This window comes from Alkalinema sp. FACHB-956 (genome assembly GCF_014697025.1).
GTDB lineage: Bacteria > Cyanobacteriota > Cyanobacteriia > Leptolyngbyales > Leptolyngbyaceae > Alkalinema.
Genome location: NZ_JACJRC010000018.1, coordinates 50,709 through 69,004 on the forward strand (window position 1 = coordinate 50,709; position 18,296 = coordinate 69,004).

11 protein-coding genes are annotated in these 18,296 nt (G+C 48.0%); 3 read left to right on the forward strand and 8 right to left on the reverse strand.

What is annotated here, in order from left to right:
- Positions 1–233 precede the first annotated feature (233 nt).
- From H6G21_RS17755 to H6G21_RS17800, 8 genes are all read right to left on the reverse strand, one after another.
- The gene (locus H6G21_RS17755) at positions 234–2,585 is read right to left on the reverse strand and encodes a CHASE2 domain-containing protein (protein ID WP_190574747.1); all 2,352 of its coding nucleotides are present in this window, start codon (positions 2,583–2,585) and stop codon (positions 234–236) included.
- A 50-nt stretch (positions 2,586–2,635) separates the two neighbouring features.
- Complete coding sequence (locus H6G21_RS17760; RefSeq protein WP_190574748.1) at positions 2,636–3,946, reverse strand: DUF1822 family protein; 1,311 nt, start codon at positions 3,944–3,946, stop codon at positions 2,636–2,638.
- Between the two features lie 163 nt (positions 3,947–4,109).
- Positions 4,110–5,474 carry a hypothetical protein gene (locus H6G21_RS17765; RefSeq protein ID WP_190574749.1) on the reverse strand — a complete coding sequence of 455 codons (1,365 nt, stop codon included), beginning with the start codon at positions 5,472–5,474 and terminating at the stop codon, positions 4,110–4,112.
- A gap of 88 nt (positions 5,475–5,562) precedes the next feature.
- Positions 5,563–9,429 (reverse strand): tetratricopeptide repeat protein, encoded by a 3,867-nt coding sequence (locus tag H6G21_RS25440; protein WP_199307293.1) that lies wholly within the window; start codon positions 9,427–9,429, stop codon positions 5,563–5,565.
- A 112-nt stretch (positions 9,430–9,541) separates the two neighbouring features.
- Positions 9,542–10,051: a hypothetical protein gene (locus H6G21_RS17785; protein ID WP_190574750.1), complete on the reverse strand. Its 510-nt coding sequence runs from the start codon at positions 10,049–10,051 to the stop codon at positions 9,542–9,544.
- Positions 10,052–10,190: 139 nt separating this feature from the next.
- Entirely contained in the window at positions 10,191–15,413 is a 5,223-nt protein-coding gene (locus H6G21_RS17790; RefSeq protein WP_190574751.1) for a tetratricopeptide repeat protein, read from the reverse strand.
- Between the two features lie 306 nt (positions 15,414–15,719).
- Complete coding sequence (locus tag H6G21_RS17795; RefSeq protein WP_190574133.1) at positions 15,720–15,905, reverse strand: hypothetical protein; 186 nt, start codon at positions 15,903–15,905, stop codon at positions 15,720–15,722.
- Between the two features lie 526 nt (positions 15,906–16,431).
- Positions 16,432–16,674, reverse strand: coding sequence for a hypothetical protein (locus H6G21_RS17800; RefSeq protein ID WP_190574752.1), 243 nt, complete (start codon positions 16,672–16,674; stop codon positions 16,432–16,434).
- A 387-nt stretch (positions 16,675–17,061) separates the two neighbouring features.
- On the opposite strand from H6G21_RS17800, the gene H6G21_RS17805 reads away from it, so the two are divergent.
- The 3 genes from H6G21_RS17805 to H6G21_RS17815 all read left to right on the forward strand — a co-directional run bounded on the left by H6G21_RS17805 (position 17,062) and on the right by H6G21_RS17815 (position 18,168).
- Positions 17,062–17,328: a GlsB/YeaQ/YmgE family stress response membrane protein gene (locus H6G21_RS17805; RefSeq protein WP_190574753.1), complete on the forward strand. Its 267-nt coding sequence runs from the start codon at positions 17,062–17,064 to the stop codon at positions 17,326–17,328.
- Between the two features lie 186 nt (positions 17,329–17,514).
- Positions 17,515–17,688, forward strand: coding sequence for an NblA/ycf18 family protein (locus tag H6G21_RS17810; RefSeq protein WP_190574754.1), 174 nt, complete (start codon positions 17,515–17,517; stop codon positions 17,686–17,688).
- Positions 17,689–17,994: 306 nt separating this feature from the next.
- On the forward strand, positions 17,995–18,168 hold the full coding sequence (locus H6G21_RS17815; RefSeq protein WP_347278039.1) for a DUF2949 domain-containing protein: 174 nt from the start codon (positions 17,995–17,997) through the stop codon (positions 18,166–18,168).
- The last annotated feature ends 128 nt before the right edge of the window (positions 18,169–18,296 follow it).

Here is an 18,296-nt window from a genome sequence, read left to right on the forward strand (position 1 = left end):
GTCGAGATCGGAGCATCAAGGGCTTTTCTGTACCCCATCGCCCAGGCACTACCGAGCATAATAATTGATCTCCACGACTGCCACCAGTTCCTGATGGGACGGGAGGTTTGCCCCCAAATAAACTGTTATAAATTCGGCTCCATGGACTTTCCTGCTGAGCATGAGCGATCGAGGATAGATCACCCAGAACCAGCATCAGACATGTTGTACTGATTAACGCTGTAAGTCGAAACTTAAACCCGCTTTCCATAGACTGCATCCTTCACTACTGCTAATAAGATATACATGGAAATCGTCGTCGTTGGCAACAAAACTGGCAACAAAATTTGAAACGAGATATAGACTTGAAAACTGAATAAAGTGATAATACTAAAGCTAAGAATTAATCCACTCCAGATATAGAGGTTCATCCCTTTTTGGGAACGATAGATGACCAGTCCCTTAGCTATAAATGCCGCTAGTAGAACCAACCAGAGATCTGGAATCGGACGAATAAATAATTGATTCCGCCATTGGTAGGCTAAATAGGCATGGATATTTCCTCCTGGCATTTGATCCATACTGGATTGCCAATAGCGAAAAGCCTGGGGTGTTCCATAGCGATCGGCATTTTTATGCTCCACTCCCGCCTCGTCATACAGACCTGGTGCAATTAGTAAGATCTGCTGTGCTAAATCTTGTAAGTCCGGTGATGTTTTTAAAGTTTCCAGAAATTGATGGGCAGGTAATGTTTTATAAACGCTTTCCGGATCGATCGAATAGTCAATCAGCGGATGGAACCACATTTGTCCAAAACCGTAGGATAGCCGCGTGATTGGACTGGGCGTGAGCCAATCCGGTGAACCCTGCGATCTCTGACAAGAGGCGGAGGGTTGGGCGGCACTTCTTGGCCCTAAACAGGCTAATTGGTAAGCCAAGGGCAACACAGACTGGGATGAATCCTGCAAGGGCACATAAATCGACGATCGATTCATGCCTTCAGCGGCCAGCAATAGCCCCATAGAGCCATAGTGCACCCCTGAACTCGGAAATAGGTCGGGTAAGGGTTTTTGGCAAGTTTCGCCCCGACAATCCACCCCAACCACCAAGGGCAATCCTTGGGCTACTAACTTTTTCGTTGTTTGACTAAAGGACTGATCAACCTCTTTCTGCGGACGATCGAGCAAATAATCCAGACCCACGATCGGCGCTTGCATCTTGGCTGCCTGAGTCAACAGCTTACCAAGATAGCCTTTATTAATCGGCCAGACGGGTTCAATGCGATTGTTCTTGATCGAATCAGAATCTATCTGAACCAGTAAAACCAAAGGCTTTGGCGCAGGTGTTTGCCCTGTTGCATCCCGATAGACCGCCTGAACCCACTGCCGGCGATCGATGAGTGCCTGTTGCACATTCAGCAAGCTACTCAGCACGACTAACCCCGTCAACCCGATCGCTTCCCAAACAGTCGGTTTCCATTGACGTAACTTGGCACGGGTCCCCACTGGACGGGCCTGAAATAGCGGGGCATCAGGATGGCAGTAGAGCGATGGCACCAGATGGGTCGAGGGAAACTTTAAGCGTCCCTGGAGGTACTGACAGGCCGATCGGAGCGAGGCATGAATCGTTTGCTCACTGGCTAATCCTTTGACAAACTGAAGAAAAAACTCCTGCGCTACCTGATTGTGAATCGGTTCCCGCATCACGACCACCTGACTCAACCCCAAATCCACCAAGCCCTCAGCAATATTTAAACCACTACAGGAATTGAAAATGGCGACTTTGAGGCCCCGCTGCTGCGCTTGCTTTAAAAACGGTCGCAGTTCACTGATCAGCAGCGACTGACCAGGCGCAATAAAAATTCTGCCCTGACTTAATTCAGTTTCATTGCTGTGTCCTGCAAAAAAGAGGATATCCCAACCCACAACATCACTGAGCGCTTGGGTAATTCGATCTTTCAGATCATTCTCAGCCAATCCCTCCTGCCAGCCCACAAATTGCACATCTGCCACTTTATTTGTTTTTAGGGCTTTCAGTGCCTCGTATTCATTTTGGAAATCTAAGCCAGTGTCATCGCCCATAATGGCCAGAATGCGCAGCCGTCCCTGCCGTTGCAGTGTTTTAGCGGAATAGCGAATGTTGATGGGCGATCGAATAATTTGAATGGACTGAGCCGCTCCAAACTGCTGCCCCACGTCCCAAGCTTCCCAGGGCAACCGCTCCAAGTCGATATTGTCACAGCTTAGAAATAGGGCGATCGGTTCTCCACCATTGGCCTTCGCCAGTTCAGCCAGTTGCGTCCGCAGCGGTAACAGTTCTGCATGGCTAAGCCAAGTATCAAATTCATTCAGCAATAACACCTCAGCTTGCGCAAGCTGCACCCGCAAATCCTCCGGCGGAACGTCCCCCGTCCCACTGGGGCCGGGTCGCCCCCGCAAATCGCGATAGAATCGGCCATAGAGAGCACGCCAGTTATCATACAGATTCTTTAAGCTAGCAGGGTAGTGAATAGACCGCTGGATTGAACGACCTTGGCCTGCATCCAAAAAGAAGATGCAAGTTTGATCGGCTTGGCTAATGCGGAGAAAAACACGTTTAGCAGACATCGGGGATTGTTGGATGAAACGATTTGCAGAACATGAGAAGCATGAATTTTTTATGTAAAGGCAAAGTTCGGGAGGGTGATGGTTTGATTTTGATACTGCAAGGTGACTGTAAATTGTTCATCCAGTTCCCCCGTCACGCTGCCATAGAGAAAGTCAGATTGGGTTGTTTCCGTTTGCCGATCGATTAAGACCGCGCTAGCATCTGCAATCTGCAACCCTAAGCCCCGAGGTAAATCGGCGCGATCCTGCTGGCGCAAGATCACGAGTAAGGACCATTCGGCTACACCGGACTCCGGCGATGGTGTTACAGGCGCAATCACCGCATACAGGCGCAGTGCCAAGTCACCTAATTGCACATCTTGGTAGGCGGTTGCTTTTTCTAGGGGGATTGCGATTCCCTTGCGCATCAAGCTCATCAGAATGGCAGACAAATCACCCATGGGAGAATCTGCTTCCACATCCCGTAACTCACGGGTTGCCGGGGCGAGATCGATCGCGGGAAGTACCTGCCATGCCGCCAACTCTGTTGCGATCGCATCTCCTAGATGATTAGCGGCTTGATTGGCTCGATCGACTTGCTGATGCAGCCATTGTCCGGTTCTCACCACAGGTTGCACCAGTAGTTGGCGCAGTCGCTGGGAAAGGTCGGGAGTCGGTCTACCTTGGGGTAAGGCAATCGCTACGGGATCTAGGCAAGTCAGATAGAGTAAGAACTCGTCTAAGTCTGGGTTGGCTTGCTCGATCGCGAGACGACAATAGCGGTCTGTTTCCTGGAGTTGCGGCAGTTGGTCATGGCGTAGGAACCCGAGGATTTCCGCTTGACCGGATTCCTCATGGAGGACGATCGGGAGATAAAAGTGGGAGGCAAACTGAGGATTATGAATAGAAGAAGCGGGAATACACCAATCATCAGCACTGCCATCGGTAACAATTAGGCAAAGGTTAAAGGTTGCAACTTTAATTCGACAAACTGCAATATGACCTTTGATGGTTGGGGGAGTGGTATTGGAGCGAATACTAGGCTGGGAAGACTCAGCTGTCTCTGGCAACAGGATGATTGCTTGGGAGAGATCGAGTGATGCGGAGGTCGTTCGTTGTTTGAACCAATGCTGAAAGGCTTGGATTGCCAATGCATGGAGATAAATTGCCCAACTAGACTGAACAGACTCGGAGGCTTTTCCCCAGCGTTGGCTAATCTCTTGGGCTTGCGAAAAGTCTGCATCTTCTAGGGGAACAATCTCACCTTGCAACGGTTCATAGTCTAGGAGAAGATCAGCGTCTAGTAGAAAATCGGTCGAGCGTAGATAACTGTCCATAATAGTGATGGTGGGTGAGGAAGAGGTCGGTGATTGAGAATTCATGGTGGGTTCGACGGGTAATTGCCTAATCAGCGGGTGATGTACTGTGTTTTGGTGTACTGCTTGGCGTACTGTATTTTGGTGTACTGCTTAGCGTACTGTTTGGTGTACATTACTGTCTCAATCTGGAAGCCGCAACCCTATGAATATCAAGCTTTCCGAGAAATTACGGAACTGTCATAATCAGATGGAGATAGGTACAGAGTTTCTGCGTAAAAAGGCTGGGGGTGATGCTGTAGCCTTTGGCGGTGCTAATTTCTGCCTGGACGGCTGCGATCATCTCATCGACTTGCGTTTCTAAAGCGCGATCGATCTGTTGGGCGACCTGCACCAACCGATCGGGATCCACAAAAAATGGCCCTTTTTCCTGAATGAAGCTTTTGAGTTGATGCAGGATGAGGTTGCGCACATCGGCACGGAACGCTTTGAGCTTGAGGAGACGGGTGACTTCATCCTGGCGTTGTAGCCCGATCGTGGGGGCAATGGCGCGCATGGAACAGCGTTGGCAGTGGAGTTGTTCGAGGGCTTGGAGAAATTGAGTTGCTTTTTGTGGTATTTGCTGGAGGCGATCCTGGATAACTTGCTGGAGGGCTTGTTCTAGGGCGTTGGTAAATTCTTGGCGAAAGGCGTGGAGAAAGTCTGCGATCGCATCGTCATCCTCTGGTGTGGGTTGATTTTGGGAAATTTGGTATTCTAATTGTTCAGCGGTTTCGGGCACATCTAAGGATTGGCTCAAGTTCCTTTGTCTGACTAGTCCACCCCGACGATAGATCCGATATTGGCGCAGTTGTTCTGCTAGTTTTTTAAGTCGATCGGAAATGTTATCGGGTTTTAATTGTTCATGGATACTTTGTTCGATAAATGTAGCCATACGTTCCAGTTGGGCTGGGGTGGGATCTTCACACCGTCTACGTCCCTTTTGGTGTTGCCGATCGTGTAAATAAACGTTGTGGTAACTGTTGAGCAAAACGATGGCAAAACTAATTTCGGATACGGATAATTGATAGAACTCCCGTAGCATTTTTTCTAGGCTATCGGGGGAGGTGTCGTTGAGGATGGCCCAGGGGGTGATGAGGTGTAACCCTTGGCTGAGTAGGAATTGCTGGAGGGCGGGATGCTGCCGAACGAAGCGGATAATCCAGTTCTGTAGGCTGCCTGACTCTGCCCGGAAGCGCTGCAAAATTACGATCGCGAGGGGCTTATAGGAACTAGTTTCTGGGTCATAGGCAAATCGCCCATCATCATCGAGGACGAAGGGCAGAAGGTCGGAGAGTTGAAATTGGTAGTTGTCGCCAAATTGTCGAACTAGTTTGAGGCAGGCTTGCACAATGACATGGGAGATGTAGCAACGGAGGCACAGTTGCGCCTGGGAATCGGCATGGGTCAGGAGGCGATCGAGGATTTTGGCAGGGTCGATCGGTTCAGGAAATTGTTGAAGGAAGAATGCTTTGGCGGGGGGCAGCTCTTTGGGTTGGTAGGTGCCGTCAGCTTGGAGCCGGAGGATTGTCCAGTATTGACTCAGGTTGTCCATGGTGGGTTGTATTCCCTCGATCGGGGGAGATTGGGCAATGGGAAAGCTGGGACTGAATTAGTCTATCAAGGTTGTCGAAATCAAGGGGTTACAAGCTGTTACCGACGAGGGTAAAGGGTGCCCAGTAGTAGGGATGGGCGAGGGAGTTGGGGGCGGGTTGCCCTGGCACATCGGGGCGGGCATTGGCACGGGGTAAGGCGCGGGCATCGGTGAGGGAGAATTGTTCCGTGATGAAGGCTTGTTGGACTTGTTGTAGGGCTTGGGCTTTGGTTTGGCCGTTGGCGAGGTGTTGGTAGAACTGTTGCATGAGCAATGCGGTGCTGGCATCGTTCACGGCCCAGAGGGAGGCGAGAACGGATTTTGCGCCACGCCGTAGGAAGTAGTTGCTGATGCCGGAGATTTCGGTGCCGTCGGAACTGGCGCTACTGATGCCCGTTTCGCAGGCGGAGAGGACAACGAGGTGTTTGGTGCTGAGGTTGGTGAGGTTGGCGATGTCTGTGATGGGGAGTTTGTCGCCGTTGCCTAGTAATAAAAAAGAGGCGGTGATGGTTTTTGGGTTGAAGCTGCCGTGGGTGGCGATGTGGAGGACGCGGGAGGGGGCTGGGTTGCGGAGGCTGTTGGCGGTGAAGGCTGCGTTGAGTTGGATGATGCCGGGATAGATGCCCCGATCGTTACCCCGATTACCCCGATCGTTATTCTGGCGGACGATCGCGTGGAGTTCGGCTTCGACGTTGGGGAGTGGGTTGAAACCGGGGAAGCCGTGGGAGGTGCCGAGGGCGAGGATGGTGGGAGTCTGACCGGGGGGGGCAAAGCGATCGCCCATGTCGGTGTCGGTGGTGATGAGGTTGGAGAGGGTGTGTTTTTGAATCAGGTATTGTTGGCCGTCGTAGAGGGTGGCGATCGGGATGTAGCGGGTGACGTGGTCGAGGGAGAAGAGGAGTTGCAGGTTGGGGTTTTGGCTGAGTTCGGTTTGCAGGGGGGGTGGGATGAGCCAGTTGTAGAGGGTGTGGCTGGTGGCTTTGAGGCTGTCGAGGTTGCTGTAGGGGGAGCCGAGGGCTTTGCGCAGCCGATCGACGGTTTGGGTCAGTTCTTTTTGCGGGACATCGAGGGCGATAGTTTTGACGGTACCTTTCGCGTTTGTCCAGATGACCCAGAGTTTATCACCGACGACTAGGTTTTGAATCAGAATGGTGTTGGGTTGGGCGTTGAGGATTGTGTTGGGGTTCCCGATCGCGAGGTTGGATTGATTCATGTCTTGGGTGATGCGATCGGTCTGTTGTTTGAGGGTTTTACCCAGGGGTTCTAGGGTGGCGAGGGAGAAGGTTTTCTGTTGTTCGATCTGTTGCCAGGTTTGGGTTTCTAGGGGATGGAGGGGGAATTGGATCGGGGATGTTTGTTGTTGTTCATCGTAGTTAGAGGATTCTTGGACTTTGAGCAGTTCCAGAATGGCTTGGGCTTCGCGGGTACGCCCTTGGGTGAGGAGGAGATCGGCAAGGCGACGATAGGTGCTAGAGACGGTGCTGGTATAGATTTCCTGGGTTTCACGGGGCAGTTTACGCAAGTCTTTCCGAATGGATTCAGCAACATTGACCGATTGCTTGTAGAAGACGATAGCCAGTTCTGGATCTTGTTTGGCAAGAGCAACACCTAAGTTATTGAGTGCTTTATATTCACCATCTCGGTTTTTGATTCCACGGGCAATAACTAAACTTTGTTGATGATATTCAGTTGCTTTAGGATAATTGCCGAGAGAATTGTATATATTTCCTAGATTACCAATAGATTGTCCTTCTCCCAATCGATCTTTAATTTCCCGAGCAATTGCTAGATGTTGTTCCTGATACTCAATCGCTTTCGCATAGTTGCCCAGAGAATGGTATGCAAGTCCTAGGTTGCCGAGTGCTCCGCTTTCCCCCCATCGGTTTTTGATTTCACGAGCGATCGCTAAAGTTTGTTCAAGATATTCGATCGCTTTTGGATAGTTACCGAGCGATTGGTATGCATTTCCCAGATTGCCGAGTGCTACGCCTTCCCCTGGTCGGTTCTTGATTTCACGGGCGATCGCTAAATATTGTTCGTGATACTCAATCGCTTTGGGAGAGTTACCGAGCGATTGGTATGCAATTCCCAAATTGCTAAGCGCACTGCCTTCTCCCTGGCGATCTTTAATTTCCTGGGTAATGGCCAAACTTTGTTCCTGATACTCGATCGCTTTGGTATAATTCCCGAGAATATTATATGCAATTCCCAGATTCCCGAGTGATGCACCTTCTCCCTGGCGATCTTTAATTTCCCGCGCAATCGCTAAACTTTGTTCCTGATACTTGATTGCTTGAGGATAATGCCCGAGATGTAAGTGTGTATTTCCCAAATTTCTGAGTGATGCACCTTCTCCTTGGCGATCTTTAATTTCATGAGCAATAGCTAAGCGTTGTTTATGATACTCGATTGCTTTGGCATAGTTGCCGAGGTCATTGTATACATTTCCCAGATTCCCAAGTGATGCACCTTCTCCCCGGCGATCTTTAATTTCCCGCGCAACTACCAAACTTTGTTCATGATACTCGATCGCCTTGGCATAGTTGCCCAGAGCATCGTATGCAAGTCCCAGATTCCCCAGCGCATGTCCTTCTCCCCGTCGGTCTTTGATTTCCCGCGCAACTACCAAACTTTGTTCGTGATACTCGATCGCTTTGGGATAGTTGCCTAGAGCATCGTATGCAAGTCCTAGGTTGCCGAGTGCTCCGCCTTCCCCCTGTCGGTTTTTGATTGCTCGTGCAATCGCTAAACTTTGTTCATAATACTTGATCGCTTTGGTATAGTTGCTGAGAGAATAATATGAATTTCCTAGATTTCTCAACACACCTCCCTCTTGCCACCGATTTTTCAGTTCACGAATGATCGCTAAACTTTGTTCGTGATACTTGATCGCTTTGGGATAGTTGCCGAGAGCATTGTATACATTTCCCAAATTTCCCAGCGTAGCTCCCTCCCCCTGTCGGTCTTTGATGTCTCGCGCAATCACTAAACTTTGTTCGTGATACTCAATCGCTTTAGCATAGTTGCCGAGATTATTGTATGCACTTCCCAGTTTCCCCAGCGATTGTCCTTCTCCCCGTCGGTCTTTGATGTCTCGCGCAATCGCTAACCGTTGTTCCTGATACTCGATCGCCTTGGCATAGTTGCCCAGAGCATCGTATGCAAGTCCCAGATTCTCCAGCGCATTGCCTTCTCCCCGTCGGTCTTTGATGTCTCGCGCAATCGCTAAATGTTGTTCGTGATACTCGATCGCTTTAACATAGTTACCCAGAGCCTGGTATACATTTCCCACATTCCCCAGTGCAGATCCTTCCCCCTGACGATCTTTAATTTCCCGCAAAACCACCAAACTTTGTTCGTGATACTCGATCGCTTTGGCATAGTTGCCCAGAGCATCGTAGGCATTTCCCAGATTCCCCAGCGCAGCTCCTTCCCCCCATCGGTTTTTGATGTCTCGCGCAATCACTAAACTTTGTTCGTGATACTCGATCGCTTTGGCATAGTTGCCCAGAGCATCGTATGCAATTCCCAGATTCCCCAGCGATTGTCCTTCCCCCGGTCGGTCTTTGAGTTCTCGCGCAATCGCTAAACTTTGTTCCTGATACTCGATCGCTTTGGCATAGTTGCCCAGAGCATCGTATGCAATTCCCAGATTTCCCAGGGCATTTCCTTCCCCCCTTCGGTCTTTAATTTCACGATACAACTTAAGGGCTTGTTGCCAAGACTGGAGAGCTGCTTCAAACTGGCTGATTTGGGCTTGCTGAATGCCTTGCAGCAGCAGTTGGTCGGCGGTTGCCTTCTTTTGTGCAACCGTCGGTGCAGCGGTCTGCGCCACTCCCGGCAGCTCACCCACCGCCACCACTGCCGTCATCCCAATCACCAACCCCGTCACCCAACCCGCCACCTGATTCCGCATCTTGCCCCCACAGTTTGTAAAACCAGCACATGGCTAAACCCTCAACTTAAATTACCAGATCTAACCATGTACATTGTTATATGGATTGCTAAATGTAACGATCCCACAATCCCTAAAAATCATCCTTTCCAGTGAGCTGCTTCTCCATCGCATCTGCACTATACAACGTCACCATCAATGCCACTTCCAAATCCTCCGGCTTCAGATTCGCATCGACCTTGGCTGCAAAAAGGGCTACACTGCGCTTCTCACCCTGCACCACCTGCCACGCCCCAACTTTAGTTTTATTAGACGCCTTCAATAACTGATTCGCCACATCAGCACTGAGTTCCCCTTGGGCCACATATCCTGGCGATACAATCTGACGAACTTCTAAACCTTTCAGACTGTCTGTTTTAGAACGGATAAAAGCCCGTTGTGTTCGTTCATCCTTCATTTTGAGGACAACTTTAAAATCACCATCTTGATCAATCTCATATTTCCAGCCCATCTTATCCAGCGCCGCTTTGACCCGCTGATCGCCATTGGCTGATGCCTGGGTAGGGTTGGCAGGAATCAATTGACTCAGAATTGCCACAAATGTTGCAGCCGTTAAAACAGTAGTACCAATCCAGCGTTTCATTATGATGGCTCCTTCCACGATCGAGGAATTTTTTGCTTGTATGCATTCATCATTCCAGCCATACAGAGGTTATGGAAAAATTGCTGAAGCATCAATGTAGCAAGACTTTGCAAGAGGCATCCAGTACAAATAACCCTGCCTACAAGTTATTCCCCATCAGAATAAACGGTGCCCAATAGTAGGGATGGGAAAGATGGTTGGGGCGTTTTTGGTTGGGGATGTAGCGGCGGGCTCCGGCTCGATCGGCGGCATCTTGGAGCGTAAGTTGGCTGTTGATGAACTTGAGTTGGACTTGGCGCAGGGCTTGGGTTTTGCTCTTGCCGGGGGTGAGATTCTGGTAAAACTCTGACATCAGCAGACTGGTGGCGGGGTCATTCACTTTCCAGAGGGAGGCGAGAACAGCTTTGGCTTTGGCGTTGCTGCTGAGGAAATAGGCGGCAATTCCCGCAACTTCTGAGCCATTACGATCGCTGCCTCCCAGGGCAGTTTCGCAGGCAGAGAGGACGACGAGATGGACATTTTGCAGATCTTCTAGATATTGAATTTGGGAGATTTCGTAGGGGGTACTATCACCGAGAACCAGGTAGGAGGTACGAGGGGCTGTGGGAACAAATTCACCATGGGTTGCAATATGGAGAATGTTGGGCTTGTACTGGGCAAGTTGGGCTTCCAGCGTTTTGCGAGAGAAGTCACGATCGAGCCAAGTGATACCATTAAGAACGCCACGGGAATCGGTTTTAGCATCACTTTTGACAATGTTATCGAGTTCGTAGGTGACGTAGGGAAGGCTACTAAATTCACGGGTGGGATTGGTTAGGGTGACGGGTTGGGAAAGGCCAAAACCCAAGACGGAGGGGCGATCGGGGAGTGTGGCTTGGGTGTCGGTGAGGCTGACGGAGAGAATATTGGAAACGCTGTATTGTTCGATCAAATATTGTTTGCCGTCGTAGAGGGCGGCCATGGGGATGTAGTTGGTGACGCGATCGGGTACGAAGATGAGGTTGGTGATCTTGTTTTGGGTGAGTTCGTTACGGAGTTTTTGGGGCAGGAGGCATTGGTAGAGTTGCTGGCCTGTGGTTTGAACGGGGGTCAGGTCGGTACTATTTTGGAGGTCGGTGCGGAATTGTTCGACCAGTTTGGAGAGTTGGGCTTCACCGAGGGGACATTCGGTTTGACTGAGGACGCCGCCTTTAGAGGCCCAGAGGATACGGGTTTTATCTTTGAGGACGAGGGGATAAATCAGGACGGTGTTGGGTTGGGTATCGACGATTTTTCGGGCTCCGCCGCTGAAGTCGTCGGTGCTCGCGGCGATCGCTGTGTCCCGTTCTTTTATAAGTTGGGTTTTAACGCCTTCAATAAATTGGTCGTAGGCGGCGGTGAGGTTGCGGTAGGTTTGGTTGTATTCTTCCAGTTTGGGGCAGTTGGTTTGTTTACAGGTATCGCGTTGTTGGCCGAAGGCGATTAGGGAGTTGTATTTTTTGATGATTTCCTGTTCGATTTGGGTGAGGGGAACTTGGGTGAGGGGGGTAGCGGAACGGGTGCCTTCAGTAACTGCGTTGATTTCTTGAATTTTTAGGAGTTCTAGGACTTTCTGAGCTTCACCGATACGGCCTTGGGAAAGGAGTAAATCGGCAAGTTGTCGATAGGTATCGGCAATGGTTTGGGTGTAGGATTCCTGCTGTTCTTTGGATAGGCTACGATTGCTAGTTCGAATACCTTCGTAGGTATTCACAGATTGTTTATAAAACGCGATCGCCAGTTCGGGTTGGGTTTGAAAGAGTTTGCCTAGCGTTGCTAAGGCTTCTGCTTGGGTCGTACGATCGTTCACAGTCTGAGCGATGTTCAATGCTTGCTGTAACGCCTCCTGCGCTGCTTGCACCTGACCTTGCGCCAGATAAACTTGTCCCAAGGTATTCAGCGTCGATGCTTCCCGTGGGCGCAATCCAATTTTGCGTTGCAGGGCCAAAGCGTCCTGTAAAAATCTTTCAGCTTGAGCCCAATTTCCCTGTTTTTCGTAAGTCTCGGCTATTCTCTGAAAGATCACGCTCTGCATGGAGAGATTACCAGTTTCCCGAAACAGCGTTAGCGATTGCTGGTATACCTGAAGCGCCTGCGGGTAGTTTTTTTGCTTGCGATATACGTTGGCAATGTGGATAAGGGTAGACGCTTCACTATTTTTTTCCCCTAGTTCACGACTGAGTAACAAAGATCGCTGCAATCGTTCCAAGCCTTGAGAGTACTGACCTAAATTGACATAAACACGCCCCTGCGCTAGTAAGCCTACAAATTCACTAGAACGGCTTCCCATCTTTTGGGACAATGCCTGTGCTTGCTGATAAAACTCCAGTGCTTTCGCGTAGCTCGATTGGGCATGATAAACTTCTCCGATGTTCCGCAGTATAATTACCTCATTAGGGAGATCACCTGTCTTGCGGGCCATTTCTAGTGACTGCTGCAACTGCTCCACAGCCAGATCATATTTACCCTGATCTATATAAAGCACTGCAATATTATTTAAAGCAGTCACAATCTCAAAGCCATATTGACGTTTGATGGAGATCGATCGCTGATGAAATTCCAAGGCCCGCTCGAAATCTCCTTGCGTGCTGTAGATGCCTGCGAGGTTATTCAACGCGGTTGCTTCCGCCGCAGGAGACTGTATAGCTTGTGCTACTTCTAGGCTTTGCTGAAGGTAACTGAGAGCTTTAGTCGTTTGTCCCTGCTCATCATAGACTCGTCCGATATTATTGAGAATTCTGCCTTGCATGGAACGAGCACCAGATGCAAGAGCAATTTTCATCGCTTGCTGTAAAACATCTAATGCTTTGGGGTAGTCACCTATGGCAAGGTAAACATTACCAATATTATTGAGGAAGGTGGTTTGGCGATCTAAATCCTTATATTGCTGGGCGATCGCTAACCCTTGCTCGTGAGTTTTCAGTGCTTCAGGATAACGCCCCAAGCCATCATAGACAAATGCCAGGTTATTCAACAATGAACTAAGACTAAGCTGAAAAATTTTCAGACACAACTGTGGATCATTAATTTCTTTTATCCCGCACAGTTGATCCTCCGCCTTAGTATTTCCAGATTGCAGTTGCTGAATTGCTGTTTGTAATTGGTTTAGTGCTTTCTGTTGTAGGTTCAGTGCTTGCAAATAGTCCCCTCTGTTAGAGTAATTATTACTGATGTTATTGAGTAAAGCGACTTCACTTGAAATATTTTTTTGACTACGGGCAATGACTAACGCTTCTTGGTAAAACTTTAACGCTGCCTCAAGCTGGCCTAAATCCCCTAAAGACTGCGCAACTCGAATTAATGCGTGCATTTCATTATAAGGATCCTTTTTTAATTTTTCCCGCACGATCGCCAACGTCTGCTGACTAGTTTCCAATGATTTTTTATGCTCCCCTAGTTGGCTATAGATAGATGATATAAAACGTAGAGTTTTTTGTTGCTTTTGAAAATTATTTTGCTGTTCTGCAATCCTCAAAAGCTCTTGGTATATAGCTAAAGCTTGGGAATACTGTCCATTATTAGAGTAAGCAATTCCCAATTGGCTCAGCAATTGTTGCTCTGTCTCGATAAATCGATCTTTTAGCAAGCGATCGCGATGCTGTCTCCAAAATTTCAATCCTTGCTGATAGGAAGTCACAGCCTCTGCATACTGATTTTGATGATCAAATATATAACCTAGATCAAAATAATAATTCTGGATAAAGAAAATTGCATCCTGTTCTGACGAATCATCTTTGAGTTCTCTAGCCAGAGTTTGGACTTGCTGCCAGATCACTAATGATTTTTCATAGGCTGCGATCGCAGCTTGATACTCAGTTGCCTCAGACAAACTCTCTCCCTGTCCGCTGTAGACAAAACCTTGTCCTTTTAATGCACTCAATTCCAAGGCACGATTCTGGATTGTACGAGCAATCTCTAGCTCTTTTTGGTAGGCAGCTAAGGCTTGGGGATATTGTTTATTCCTGTAATAAGCCCACCCCAGATCCGACCAAACCTGGGCAATTTGGGGCGGTTGGTTCAGTTTTTCGTAGATTGTCAAGGCTTGTTGATAAAACTCGATCGATTGATCATATTGCTTCATCCGATAAAACGCATCACCAATTCGTTCTTTCACATCACCAATAGCTGATTCATTATTAACTTTTTGATAAATTACTAACGCTTGCTGAAATGCTTCTAGGGATTTAGGATCTTGCTTAAGCTGTCGATAAGTCTCTCCAAAGTTCATCCAAACTCGTGCGAGGGCAGATTGATTGGTCGTTTTTTGATAAGCTGTGAGCGATCGCTGGTACGCCTCCAACGCTTTTGGATATTGCTCCATCCGATAAAACGTATTGCCAATCCGGTTCTCAACCTCACCCACAGATTCATCATCGATCGTCCTAGCAATGGCTAGTGCCTTCTCATAAGCCTCCAATGCCTGAGAGAGTTGTTTTTGATTCGCATATAACCCACCCATTTCTAGCAACACCGATCGTTCAAACCAAGGATTTTCCGCAGCCTGAGCGATCGCTAATTGCTTTTGATAAACCTGCAACACCTGCTCGGTCTTCGGTTGCTGAAATGCTGCAACTATCTGCAATCCACTATACTCCGCAGCTCGATAACCAATCTCCTGACTCAGCGCTTGCTGCCGCTGAATCATCGCATTCGCCTGGTTAAAGTCCTTTAACCCATAGTAAGTAAGTGCCAGCCAATAGTAGGTAAACGGCATATACTCTTTATCATCGACAGCCTCAGCATCTTTCAAGACATCCTGCAAGGTGTCTAACGCTTTGGGAAATTGAGTTTGAACACAAAACACACTTCCCATAATTATCTGGGCTAGCGATTCTCCCTTGCGATCGCCTATTTGTTGAGCGATCGTGAGTGCTTGGCGAGCTAATTCCAATGATTTCGCATAATCTTGACGATTCCGAGCAGCCCAACCCAGCAACGCTAACACCTCACCTTCTCTCCTACGATCTTTGATCTCACGAGTTAATTGAAGTGCTTGTTGTAACTTACCTTCAGCCTGTTGCCCTTGATTGATCCACAAATCAATCTCACCTAATCGAGTGAGAACTTCTGCTTGGGTCGCGCTATCAATCCCAGATCTCACTAAAACCCCTTGATACAGCGCGATCGCTTGTTTGAATTCTGCTTTGCGATAATGCTGTTTTGCAGTTTCCAGGGTCTGTTGTATTGACTCTAGGGATGGCTGTGCAATGGGTTGCTGAGCAGCCAGAAAACCTGTTTCAGCTTGGGCAGAAGCTGAAGATCTCCAATCCAACCCCCAGGCACCAGGAACAGTAGCCAAAAACATCAGCGCAGCAAGGGAGGCACACTTCGTAGAAGGCAGCATCAGTCAAGCCATCCTAAGAGAATCGATAATTTACACTCTACAACACCTATTTCTCAACTCTAAGACCCTATGACAATCTGTTCATAATGGTTGGTGTAGCAGTCTGTGCCACTCCCGGCAGCTCACCCATCCCGGCAGTTCGTCCACCACCACTGCCGTCATCCCAAGGACTGAATTCTCCCCTTGTATCTTAAGCGTAGTGGTAGACCGCTCCCCCTTAGGTTTCTCAAAACCATAAAAGCTTGGGTCGCCACACTTCTCCTCGTATCGATCGCCCTGTATCGATACGAGGAAAACGTTGAACAATTAGCCTTCTAGCATAATCTCCCGAGCCGCAACGCGCACGACGGTAGGTTCGCCCCGTTTGCGGACGGTTTGACTCCATTCGTGGGCGCTGATGAAATTGATAACGTGCAAAATGCCAATTGCAGCATCAACAGCATCAGCGTCACCGCTCAGTTGTAGCTTGATTTTCTTGGTATAGCGGGTCATTGGGTTTCCTCCAAACGTGAAGTCAATGGACGAGGAAAACCCAAAAAGCTAGCCGCCCCGTTTTCTGACATGGCGAAACAGGGCGGCTTGGGGTGCTAAAATGCAATCCAGGCAACCATGCTGGCTCGAACAGCTTGGGGGCTTAGCGATCGTTCTGAGGCGGGAATCTCATTGCGATCGCGCTAGTTTTTTGGGCGTAGCAGCAGCAGGGTTTGAACGTCCTATTGCTGCTTAACTATAGCAATGTAGCGGCGATCGCTTTTTCCGTCAACCGTACAGGGGGATTAAATTTTGTAGCGAGATCGGCTTTGGTTTCAGATTGTAAAGACTGATTTCTCGATCGGTGAGTACAGGCTCGATCGTGTACGACGCAGGAAGCAAACTCTACCAGTGACTCCAGGGGTAGCTGAATAGCGTCTGACCCAAAACAACAAAAAAGCAAAGTTACAAATCAACGAATTGATCATAACTTTGCTGATAACGCTAGAGGAGAGTCAAAGACGTTGGACTAGGTCGATTTCATCCCTTATTTTTGTTCTTCTTCTTCAGCTTCTTCAGCTTCTTGAATGTCACCAGGGACTTCATAATACATTTCTGGCTCAATGGCATAGTTGTTAAGAAGCCCTTCGTTGTCTACTGTATAGCCTCCTTCTGGATTTTCATCAGGCACCTGCTTATAATTTTCTTCTTCGCGCTCCTTACGGGCAGCGGTTTCAGCAGGAATAATGCCACGATCGTAGGTATCTCGTTCTACACCAAGCTTATCCATAATTCGTTAGCTCCTTGAGTTCATTAACAAACGGTTCTCGTTAACAAGCAGTTCACATTAATCAACGGTTCTCGTTAACAAGCGGTTCTCGTCTGTGATTTCACTATAGTCCCCTGCTCCACGAATTCTGTCTCCCTAAAGTAGAAGCTTTCCAAAATTCCCCTTGCGGGCTTGGGAATCCAAGACATCACCCACCAATCAGAGGCTACTCCTTTTGATTCCGCCGGATTCTCTAATCTGGGAGACTAATTCCAGGAGTAGGAGCCTTATTCTGAATGTATCGAAAGCGAAACGGCATTAAGTAACTCACTTAAATCCACCAGAGTTCGCAATTCAGAACATCCTTACAAACGTTAAAAATTTTAGTTCAACGAAGGAGACAAAATCATGAATCTTATCGCATGGGTTATTCTTGGTCTGTTGGCTGGCGCGATCGCAAAAGCAATTTATCCCGGTACTCAAGGTGGCGGTATCCTAGCAACGATGATTCTAGGGATTGTGGGTGCCTTTTTGGGAGGAAGTCTCTACAGCTTACTCGCAACTGGAACACTACAGTTAACTGCGGCTTCCCTCAGTATTCCAGGGTTGGTTGTAGCAGTATTAGGTTCTATGCTGGCTATCTTCCTATGGGGACTTATGGCCCGTCACGCCTAGTTTAAATCATCCAGTTGTCCACACCCTGTTAAAGGCGGTTGACCTGATACGCAAAACCCAGGAAAAACTGCCTTTAATCTCCTTGGGACTCGGCTCAGTTGAGATGCGTTTAAGTTCCACCGTTCTCCTAAAGTGTTCCTGCTATGCCCCTAGGTTTCTATATCTATTGCTTAATGGAGGTAAAATATGTTGCCCGAGTGCTTTGATTTATCGGTAGAACAGCAATTCAGCATTCGTTCCTTTGAAGTCAATAGCTACAATTTATCTGAAGAACAGATGCGAGAACTCCTGTTAGAAATCTCTCGCCAGCTTCTAATTAAGGATAATGTTATTCGTCACCTGATTAAAAATGGCATTTAATGCCCACAAAATTCTAGCATAAGCGGCCATGGACGCTATCTATTTTGACTCAATTCAACGATCGTAGGGTTATCTCGATCGTGCTCTCCTCTAGTTCAGTTGCAAGCTTCATTACATCTACTAGTCAATCATATATCCAAAAATAATCTATCTAAAAACTAGTTCGCTCACTAGTATCTAATTCACTAGTATTTAATTTACTAATATCTAGTTCATCAATATCTAGCCCACCAATATCTGGTCTCAGAATATCATAGTTGTCTCTCGAAAAGGTACAGGATGATGCTTCCACCATACTTTCCTAAAATGCTTTATTTTTTACGAAACGAGATGAGGTTATCCTCTGAAGCCATTCAATTAGGTCTGAAACAATCTGGCTCAGATTCAGGTATTCTACCGATCGTTCTTTGGCAGTATGGCCTAGTCACCTCAGAACAGCTTGATAAGATCTACGATTGGTTTGAAGTATACATTTATTAAATTAGATTTATTAAATTAGATTTATTAAATTAAGTCTTTCTTGAATCCTGTCACAATTTTATAGCTTTTCCACCACTGTAAATACTCTAGAACCTTAATTAATCATCTATCTGCTTAAGCATAGGAAA